This window comes from Streptomyces pathocidini (assembly GCF_001418495.1).
Lineage (GTDB): Bacteria > Actinomycetota > Actinomycetes > Streptomycetales > Streptomycetaceae > Streptomyces > Streptomyces pathocidini.
Genome location: NZ_LIQY01000406.1, coordinates 1 through 8,474 on the forward strand (window position 1 = coordinate 1; position 8,474 = coordinate 8,474).

The following is an 8,474-nucleotide window of genomic DNA, read 5'->3' on the forward strand; positions in this document are numbered from 1 at the left end:
CTCCCGCCCCCCGCTACCGGTGGGGGCCACTCGCCGCGTACCCAGGAGCCCGTCCCCGGAAGGCGGCGGCGCACACCCGTGCTCGCCCTGTGCGCCCTCCCCGTCGTCGCGCTCCTCGCCGTTGCCGCGCTCGTCCCGCTGCCGTTCTCGATCGCGCAGCCGGGGATGACCGCGGACGTGCTGGGGTCCAACAGGGGGGTCCCGGTGATCACCATCGAGGGCGCGGAGAGCCGCCGGACCTCGGGGCAGCTGCGGATGACGACCATCGCCGCGACCGGGCCGGATGCCGAGGTCGGCCTCGGGGACCTGCTCGGCGCCTGGTTCGCCACCGACCGCGCCGTGCTCCCGCGCGAGTCGGTCTACCCGGTGGGGGACACCACCAAGGAGATCGAGCGGCACAACACCCAGGAGTTCGAGAAGTCCCAGGACGCCGCCTCCCAGGCGGCGCTGCGCTATCTGCGCCGCTCGCCCGAGTCCGTACGCGTGGGACTGCGGCTCGCCGACGTCGGCGGGCCCAGCGCCGGGCTGATGTTCTCGCTCGGCGTGGTCGACAAGCTCGACGGGAACGGTGGCGGCGGCGACCTGACCGGCGGCCGCAGGATCGCGGGCACCGGCACCATCACCCCCGACGGCAAGGTGGGCGCCGTGGGCGGCGTGCCGCTGAAGACCCAGGCGGCGAAGCGCGACGGCGCGTCCGTCTTCCTCGTGCCGAAGGCCGAGTGCGGGGACGCGCGAGCCGAGCTGCCGAAGGGTCTGCGGCTGATCCCCGTCACGACCCTCACCGGTGCGGTGGACGCGCTCAAGGCCCTGGAGTCGGGCGGCAAGGTGCCCAGCTGCTGAGGTCGACTCGCCTCTGGGGCCGACCCCTCTGAGACCGACTCCCTCGGGCCCGACTCCCCTCCAGGGCCGACTCCCCTCCAGGTCCGACTCCCCTCCGGGGTGGTCGACCCCCCTCTGGGCGCAGGGGACTTCAGCCGGACTTGATGAAGCCCTCCTGGATCAGCCACTGCTTCGCCACCGCGTGCGGATCCTCTCCGCCCACGTCCACCTTCGCGTTCAGCTTCTGCGCCGTCTGGGTGGTCAGCTTCCGGCTGATCGGGTCCAGGATCCGGGCGATGGCCGGGTGCTTGTCGAAGGCCTTGGTGTTGATCTCGGGCGCCGCGTTGTAGTTGGGGAAGAAGTCCTTGTTGTCCGCGAGCACCTTCAGGTCCAGCTCGGCGATGCGGCCGTCGGTGGTGAACACCTCGCCGAGGGTGCAGGCGGAGCCCTTGGCGAGCTGGGTGTAGATGATGCCGCTGTCCATCTTCCGGATGTTGCCGGGCGGGAAGGCGAACCCGTACGCCTTCTCCAGACCCGGCAGCCCGTCGTCGCGGGCCGCGAACTCGCTCTCCACGCACAGCGTGCCCGCCGACGGGTTCTCCTTCACCAGCCGGGCCACGTCGGAGAGGTCGTTCAAGCCGTACTTCTCCGCGTTCGCCCGGTTCGCGGCCAGCGCGTAGGTGTTGTCCAGCGGGGCGGCCGGAAGCCAGGTGATCCCGTTGGCCCGGTCGGCGTCGCGTACGGCCTTCCACTGCTCGTACGGGTCCGCGATCGGTTTCGTGTTGCCGAGGTGGGTGATCCAGGCGGTGCCCGTGTACTCGTACATCCCGTCCGCCGCCCCGGTCTTGACCGCCTCGCGGGCGCCGAACGAACCCTGGATGCTGGTGCGGTCCAGCACGTCCGCGCCCGCCGCCTTGAACGCCAGGCCCATGATCTGGCCGAGGATGATCTGCTCGGTGAACTGCTTGGAGGTGACGGTGAGCCGGGCGCCCGCCAGCGGCCGCCCCTGCCCGATCGAGCCGGGCCGCACCGTGTCCACCATCGGGCTGCCGCTGGTCAGCCCGCACCCGGCGAGCGCGGCGCAGGACAGGAGCAGTGTGCCCGCGACCCGTACCCGGCGCCGCACGCCCCTCACACCTCCAGCCCGCGCGGCCGCAGCACGACCTCGGCCAGCATCGCCAGCCAGTCGACGATCAGCGCGAGCGCCACGGTCAGCACCGAGCCGAGTACGAGCACGGGCATGCGCTGGTTGGTGATCCCGGAGGCGATCAGGTCGCCCAGGCCGCCGCCCCCGCCGAAGGTGGCCAGTGTCGCGGTGCCCACGTTCAGGACGAGCGCCGTCCGCACACCCGCCAGGATCAGCGGTACGGCCAGCGGCAGTTCGACCCGGGTCAGCACCCCGTGGTGCGACATGCCGATGCCGCGCGCCGCGTCCACCAGCGTCGGGTCGATGGCCCGCAGTCCGGCGATGGTGTTGCTGAGCACCGGCAGCACTGCGTAGATGATGATGCCGATCAGCGGTGCCCGTACGCCGATGCCCAGCCAGATCACCAGCAGCGCCAGCAGACCCAGCGCGGGCGTGGCCTGGCCGATGTTGGCCAGCGCCATGAAGAAGGGGGAGGCCCGGCGCAGGCCGCTGCGGGTCAGCGCGATGCCCAGCGGGATCGCGATGATCAGCACGAAGAACGTGGAGATCGCCACGAGCTTGATCTGCTGCCACAGCGCCTCGCGCACGATCACGCCGCTGAGCGAGTTCCGGGCGATCGAGTCCAGCGTCTGGCTGGACAGCCACAGCAGCGTCACGCCGACGGCCACCACCACGAACGCCGGGATGGTGAGCAGCTTCCGCCAGGTCAGCCTGCGCGGCACGCGGTCCTGGCCGACGAACCCCCGCTCCACCTCGTCGTGTTCGCCGTGCTCCAGATCCCGCCGGTCGTCCGGCTGCGGGCTGCTGCTGGGGGCGGCCTGGCTCATGGCGGGTTGCCCTCCTGCGCCAGGTGCGTCTGGTGGGTGCGCTCGCCCTCCAGGTCGTGCTGGTGCTCCAGGGCCGCGAGCCGGTCCTCCTCCAGCATCTCGTGCACCGAGTTCATCAGCGTCTCCATGTCGACCACGCCGAGGTACTCGCCGCGCCGCCCGGTGACCGCGACCCGTCCCGCGCTGTCGGTGAGCACCGCCTCCAGCGCGTCCCGCAGCGTGGCGTCCAGGCCGACCCGGCCCTGGATGAGCGTCCCGGCGCGCGCCAACGAGCCCCTGGCGCGCATGAGATCGCCGCGCCGCAGCCACTTGTAAGGGCGGTTCCGGCGGTCCAGCAGCAGGAGTTCGTTGGTGTGCCCGCCGCGCAGCCGGTCGAAGATCGTCTGGAGTGGGTCGTCCACCGTCACGGTCGGGAACTCGGCGATGCCCACGTCCCGTACCCGCGCCAGGTTGAGCCGCTTGAGGGCCGCGCCCGCGCCGACGAAGCCGGAGACGAAGTCGTCGGCGGGGTTGGTGAGGATGGCCTCCGGGGTGTCGAACTGGGCGATGTGCGACTGCTCGCGGAGTACGGCGATCCGGTCGCCGAGCTTGATGGCCTCGTCGAAGTCGTGGGTGACGAAGACGATCGTCTTGTGCAGCTCGTGCTGGAGCCGGATGAGCTCGTCCTGGAGGTGGTCGCGGGTGATCGGGTCGACCGCGCCGAACGGCTCGTCCATCAGCAGGACGGGCGGGTCGGCCGCCAACGCCCGTGCCACGCCGACGCGTTGCTGCTGCCCGCCGGAGAGCTGGCGCGGATAGCGGCCGTGGAACTCGCGCGGGTCGAGCCCGACGAGGTCCAGCATCTCCTCGACGCGGTCCCGCACCTTCGCCTTGGACCAGCCGACCATCCGCGGCACGAGCGCGATGTTGTCGGCGACCGTCATGTGCGGGAACAGGCCCGAGGCCTGGATCGCGTAGCCGATGGTGCGGCGCAGCTTGACCGGGTCGATGTCGGTGACGTCCTCGCCGCCGATCCTGATCCTGCCGGAGGTCGGCTCGATCAGCCGGTTGATCATCTTGAGCGTGGTGGACTTCCCGCAGCCCGAGGGCCCCACGAAGACGACCGTCTCGCCCGCCTCGATCTCCATGGTGACGCTGTCCACGGCGGGGGCGGGACTGCCGGGGTAGGACTTGGTGAGGTTCTCCAGCTCGATGCCGGCGCCGGAGGGGGCGGGGCCGGGGTGCCCGGACTCCCGGGCGCCCGCTTCCGGTCTGCCGGGTGGTGCGTCGGGCGGCGGTGTGTCAGGCGGCAGTGCGTCGGGCGGTGGTGCGCCAGGCGGCGGTGCGTCAGGCACGGATCCCCCTCGGGATCGTCAGCCGCCCGATCAGCACGTACGCGGCGTCGAACAGCAGGGCCAGGATGACGATCCCGAGCGTCCCCGACACCACCTCGTTGAGCGCGTTCTTGCTGCCCAGGCTGGAGATGCCGCGGAAGATCTGGTTGCCGAGCCCGGGGCCCGAGGCGAAGGCGGCGATGGCCGCGATGCCCATCAGCATCTGTGTCGAGACGCGGATGCCGGTGAGGATCGGCGGCCAGGCCAGCGGCAGTTCGACCCTGAACAGCCGCTTGATCCGGGACATCCCGATGCCCCGGGCCGCCTCGACCAGCGAGGGGTCGACCCCGCGCAGCCCCACGACCGCGTTGCGGACCACTGGCAGCAGTCCGTACAGCGTCAGCGCGATCACGGTGGGCGCGACGCCCAGGCCGACGACGGGGACGAGCAGGCCGATGAGGGCGAGAGAGGGGATGGTGAGGATCGTGGCCGTCGAGGTGATGGCCAGGTTCCCCGCCCACTCGGTGCGGTAGGTCAGCACCCCGATCAGCACGCCGAGCAGGGTGGCGACCACCATGCACTGGAAGACGGCGCTGGCGTGCTGGTAGGCGTCCGCCAGCAGCTGCTGGTGGCGGTTCCCGAGGTACTCCCAGAAGTTCACGTGGGCCTCCTCCTCGGGCAGGCTCGCGCGGCCTGCTCGGCCGCTCTCCCGCCGCGACCGGTCCCGCCGGGGAAGGGACGGGACCGGTCGGGACCGGCGCCGGGCGGTCGCCCGCCGCCTGCGGGAGGCGCCGGGTCAGTCGCCCGCCGCCTGCCGCACCAACGGGATGATCCTCAACGGAACGGGATTTTCCATGACGATCGCCGTGGAAGCCCGCACGATGCCATCAAAGCCCACAACCCGGTCGATCACACGTTGAAGGTCGGCGTTGGAGCGGGCCACCAGCCGGCAGAGCATGTCGCCGTGCCCGGTCGTGGTGTGCAGCTCCAGGACCTCGGGGACCCCCGCCAAATGGGCCCGGATGTCCGCGCCTTGCCCCTGCCTGATCTCCAGCGTCGCGAACGCGGTCACCGGATAGCCGAGCGCCGCCGGGTCCACCTCCGGCCCGAAGCCGCGGATCACCCCTTTGGCCCGAAGCCGGTCCAGCCGCGCCTGCACCGTGCCGCGCGCCACTCCCAGCCGCCGCGAGGCCTCCAGGACCCCGATCCGCGGCTCCTCCGCGAGCAGCCCGATCAGCCGGCCGTCCAGCTCGTCGATCCCCATGGGGCGCCTCCCGATGGTCATCCTGTACAGAACGCTCCCCATCCTCCCCCTCTAGCTGTGCAGATTGCCAGGTGAATCAACCAACTATTGCGCAGCTTGTGGACCGGGAGGAGCCTGAGCCCATGACTGAGACCATCGATCACACCCCGAGCACGGCACGGCAGGCGGACCCGTTCCCGGTCAAAGGGATGGACGCGGTCGTCTTCGCCGTGGGCAACGCCAAGCAGGCGGCCCACTACTACTCCACCGCCTTCGGCATGAAGCGCGTCGCCTACTCCGGACCGGAGAACGGCAGCCGCGAGACCGCCAGTTACGTGCTGGTCTCCGGCGGCGCCCGCTTCGTCTTCACCTCCGTCGTCAAGCCGGCGACCGAGTACGGGCACTTCCTCGCCGAGCATGTCGCCGCCCACGGCGACGGCGTGATCGACCTCGCCATCGAGGTCCCGGACGCCCGCGCCGCGTACGAGTACGCCACCGCGCACGGCGCCACCGGTCTGGAGGAGCCGCACGAGGTCAAGGACGAGTACGGCACCGTCGTCCTCGCCGCCATCGCCACCTACGGCCGGACCCGCCACACCCTGGTCGAACGCGCCGGCTACGACGGCCCGTACCTCCCCGGCTACGTCCCCGCCGACCCGGTCGTCGAGCCGGGGCCGCGCCGGTTCCAGGCCATCGACCACTGCGTGGGGAACGTCGAACTCGGGCGCATGGACGAGTGGGTGGGCTTCTACAACAGCGTCATGGGCTTCACCAACATGAAGGAGTTCGTGGGCGACGACATCGCCACCGAGTACTCCGCGCTCATGTCGAAGGTCGTCGCGGACGGCAGCCGCAAGGTCAAGTTCCCGCTCAACGAGCCCGCCGCGGGCAAGAAGAAGTCGCAGATCGACGAGTACCTGGAGTTCTACGGCGGTCCCGGCGTCCAGCACATCGCGCTGGCCACCAACGACATCGTCGCCACCGTACGGGCCATGCGCGCGGCGGGCGTCCAGTTCCTCGACACCCCCGACTCGTACTACGACGCCCTCGGCGAGTGGGTCGGCGAGACGCGCGTCCCGCTGGCGGAGCTGCGCGAGTTGAAGATCCTCGCCGACCGCGACGAGGACGGCTACCTGCTGCAGATCTTCACCAAGCCGGTCCAGGACCGGCCGACCGTCTTCTTCGAGATGATCGAGCGGCACGGCTCGATGGGCTTCGGAAAGGGCAACTTCAAGGCGCTGTTCGAGGCGATCGAGCGCGAGCAGGAGAAGCGCGGCAACCTCTGACCGCGGTCCGTTCTCCGCCGCCGCGGCCCGTCTCCCTCCGCCGCGGCCCGTCTTCCCCCGCCGCGGCCCGCCACCGGGCCGCGGCGGGCGTGTCCGGGGGCCCGCGGGGTCGTTGGGTCAGGGCATGCGGATCCAGATCGTCACCGCGGGCACGTACGGCTCCGTGGCCCCCTACACCGGCCTCGGGCACCGCCTGATGGCCGAGGGCCACCAGGTCGAGATCGTCACCCACGCGAAGTTCGCCGACTCCGTGGCCTGTTGCGGCCTCGGCATGCGCCCCCTCGTGGCCGACCCCTTCGAAGGGCTCCTCGCCGTACAGGCCGGCTCCCGGTCCCGGTCGGCGCCGCGCGCGGCGTACGAGTCGGGGCGCGCCTCTCGGGAGGCGGCGACCGCGCTCGTCGACGCGATCCTGGAGGCCGTGGACGAGAAGGCCGACCTGATCCTGCTCTCCACTCTGGCCGCGCCCATCGGCACGGTGGTCGCCGAGTACCACCGGGTGCCGAGCGCGGGTGTCTTCCTCCAACCCGAGGAGCCCACCGCGGCGTTCCCGCCGTGCGTGCTGCGCCGGCGCGGGGAGAGCCCGGTGAACCGCTGGCTGGGCAGGGCCGTCAACGCCGGGTTCGACCTCCTCTACGCGGAGGCCAACCGCCGGCTGCACGCCCGGCTCGGGCTGCCCCGGCGGGGCACGGCGCAGCTGCGGCGGCGGCGCTGCGGCACGCTGTGGCCGGTCTGGCACGGCATCAGCCCCACCGTCGTACCGCGCCCGGTGGACTGGCGGCCCGGCCTGCACATGTCGGGCTACTGGTGGCCCCACACGTGCGAACGCTGGTCCCCGCCCGCGGAGTTGGCGGACTTCCTCGACGCGGGGCCCGCGCCGGTCCTCATCGGCTTCGGCAGCATGATGCCGCGGCCTGCGGAGGAGCTGGGCGACATCGCCTTGCGGGCGCTGCGGCGCGCGGGGCTGCGGGGCGTGGTCCAGTCCGGCTGGGCCGGGCTGTCGGTCGCCACCGACGACGTGATCACGGTCGGCGCGGTGCCGCACGACTGGCTGATGCCGCGCACGGCGGCGGTGGTGCACCACGCGGGCGCGGGCACCACGGCGGCGGGCCTGCGGGCCGGGGTCCCGGCGGTCCCGGTCCCGGTCCTGACGGACCAGCCGTGGTGGTCCTCCCGCCTGGTCGGACTCGGCGTGGCCCCCGGCGTCCTGCCGCACGCCGGCCTCGACTCCGACCGCCTGGCGGCAGCCCTCACGGAAGCCACGACCAACCCGTCGTACCGCTCCCGCGCGGCCGCCCTGGCCGCGGCGATCGCCCGGGAGGACGGTTCGGGCGAGGTCGTCCGGGGGCTGGCCGGGTGGTCCCGGTGAGGTGATCCCAGTGAGGTGGTCCCCGGTGGGGCCGGCCCCTGGACGCCGGGAGTCCGACGGGACCCGTGGACGCGCGGCCGTACCAGCACCAGGCCGAAGGCCCCGAGCACCCGCTCGCCCTGTCGCTGACCACCCACAGCACCACCGCGGCCGTGGCCGTCCTCACCGACGCCGCCACCGCCGCCTCGGCCACACCCGCAACGGCCGCCGCGTCCGCGAAGAGGCCCTGGCCCGGCGCCGGGAGGCCCGCCTGGGCCGACGGTCCGTCGACCCGTAAGGATGATTTCCGGGCGGCACCGTACGCCGATCCCCCGTACGGCGTCACGGCCGCCCGATAGTGCTCTGATGCGACGACTTGGAGACTCCCAGAACACGGTGGGCCGGCCCAGCCGCAGATCGGTCCTCGGTCTCACCGGAGCCGCCCTCGCGGCGGCGACCCTCCCGGCCCCCTCGGCCGCCGCGAGGGCGGCTCC

General features: G+C 72.3%; 9 protein-coding genes. 4 read left to right on the plus strand and 5 right to left on the minus strand.

Going from position 1 to position 8,474, the window contains the following annotated elements; genetic code table 11:
• Positions 1 to 78 precede the first annotated feature (78 nt).
• The gene (locus AOK16_RS18820) at positions 79 to 840 is read left to right on the plus strand and encodes a S16 family serine protease (RefSeq protein WP_055473389.1); all 762 of its coding nucleotides are present in this window, start codon (positions 79 to 81) and stop codon (positions 838 to 840) included.
• A gap of 130 nt (positions 841 to 970) precedes the next feature.
• Here the strand turns inward: AOK16_RS18820 and AOK16_RS18825 are convergent, their stop codons facing one another.
• The 5 genes from AOK16_RS18825 to AOK16_RS18845 all read right to left on the minus strand — a co-directional run bounded on the left by AOK16_RS18825 (position 971) and on the right by AOK16_RS18845 (position 5,370).
• Positions 971 to 1,954: a glycine betaine ABC transporter substrate-binding protein gene (locus AOK16_RS18825; RefSeq protein ID WP_055473390.1), complete on the minus strand. Its 984-nt coding sequence runs from the start codon at positions 1,952 to 1,954 to the stop codon at positions 971 to 973.
• Entirely contained in the window at positions 1,951 to 2,793 is an 843-nt protein-coding gene (locus tag AOK16_RS18830) for an ABC transporter permease (RefSeq protein ID WP_055473391.1), read from the minus strand. The genes AOK16_RS18825 and AOK16_RS18830 overlap by 4 nt, the downstream gene beginning before the upstream one ends.
• The gene (locus tag AOK16_RS18835; RefSeq protein ID WP_055473396.1) at positions 2,790 to 3,986 is read right to left on the minus strand and encodes a betaine/proline/choline family ABC transporter ATP-binding protein; all 1,197 of its coding nucleotides are present in this window, start codon (positions 3,984 to 3,986) and stop codon (positions 2,790 to 2,792) included. Before AOK16_RS18835 ends, AOK16_RS18830 begins: the two co-directional genes overlap by 4 nt.
• 133 nt (positions 3,987 to 4,119) lie before the next feature.
• The gene (locus tag AOK16_RS18840) at positions 4,120 to 4,767 is read right to left on the minus strand and encodes an ABC transporter permease (protein WP_055473392.1); all 648 of its coding nucleotides are present in this window, start codon (positions 4,765 to 4,767) and stop codon (positions 4,120 to 4,122) included.
• A gap of 135 nt (positions 4,768 to 4,902) precedes the next feature.
• Complete coding sequence (locus AOK16_RS18845; protein ID WP_169790915.1) at positions 4,903 to 5,370, minus strand: Lrp/AsnC family transcriptional regulator; 468 nt, start codon at positions 5,368 to 5,370, stop codon at positions 4,903 to 4,905.
• 122 nt (positions 5,371 to 5,492) lie between these two features.
• Here AOK16_RS18845 and hppD point away from each other — a divergent pair, with 122 nt between their 5' ends.
• The 3 genes from hppD (at position 5,493) to AOK16_RS18860 (ending at position 8,339) form a co-directional block, all read left to right on the plus strand.
• A complete protein-coding gene (gene hppD, locus AOK16_RS18850) occupies positions 5,493 to 6,635 on the plus strand; it encodes a 4-hydroxyphenylpyruvate dioxygenase (RefSeq protein WP_055473393.1) in 1,143 nt (380 codons plus the stop codon).
• A gap of 124 nt (positions 6,636 to 6,759) precedes the next feature.
• Positions 6,760 to 8,001, plus strand: a complete 1,242-nt coding sequence (locus tag AOK16_RS18855) for a glycosyltransferase (protein ID WP_055473394.1) — start codon at positions 6,760 to 6,762, stop codon at positions 7,999 to 8,001.
• Positions 8,002 to 8,066: 65 nt separating this feature from the next.
• The gene (locus tag AOK16_RS18860) at positions 8,067 to 8,339 is read left to right on the plus strand and encodes a hypothetical protein (protein WP_055473395.1); all 273 of its coding nucleotides are present in this window, start codon (positions 8,067 to 8,069) and stop codon (positions 8,337 to 8,339) included.
• The last annotated feature ends 135 nt before the right edge of the window (positions 8,340 to 8,474 follow it).

Bases quoted from the DNA above. Each gene is read 5' to 3' on its own strand.
- AOK16_RS18855 (WP_055473394.1), top strand. From the start codon at position 6,760: ATGCGGATCCAGATCGTCACCGCGGGCACGTACGGCTCCGTGGCCCCC.
- hppD (WP_055473393.1), top strand. From the start codon at position 5,493: ATGACTGAGACCATCGATCACACCCCGAGCACGGCACGGCAGGCGGAC.
- AOK16_RS18845 (WP_169790915.1), bottom strand. From the start codon at position 5,370: ATGGGGATCGACGAGCTGGACGGCCGGCTGATCGGGCTGCTCGCGGAG.
- AOK16_RS18830 (WP_055473391.1), bottom strand. From the start codon at position 2,793: ATGAGCCAGGCCGCCCCCAGCAGCAGCCCGCAGCCGGACGACCGGCGG.